A 256-nucleotide genomic window follows, 5' to 3' on the forward strand; every position below is an offset into this window, starting at 1 on the left:
ACTAACGGAACACTTACCATCTGTGCAGGAAGCACGGTAACATCAGGGCAATTATTTGCAGCCTTAGGTGGAAGCCCAGCGACAGGAGGTACTTGGTCACCAGCTTTAGCAGGGGCTAATACCTATACGTATACCGTAGCAGCAACCGCACCATGTACCACAGCCGCAACAGCTCAGGTAGTGGTAAGCGAGCAAGCTTTACCAAATGCGGGAACTAACGGAACACTTACCATCTGTGCAGGAAGCACGGTAACAT

At 50.8% G+C, this 256-nt stretch carries 1 protein-coding gene; it reads left to right on the forward strand.

Features of this window, described 5'->3' with window-relative positions; genetic code table 11:
- The coding region (locus tag ACXAG7_RS20165) for a hypothetical protein (protein ID WP_476667958.1) at window positions 1–256 on the forward strand (256 nt) is incomplete at both ends.

The sequence above is a fragment of the Tenacibaculum sp. AWR4_210 genome, from assembly GCF_056160945.1.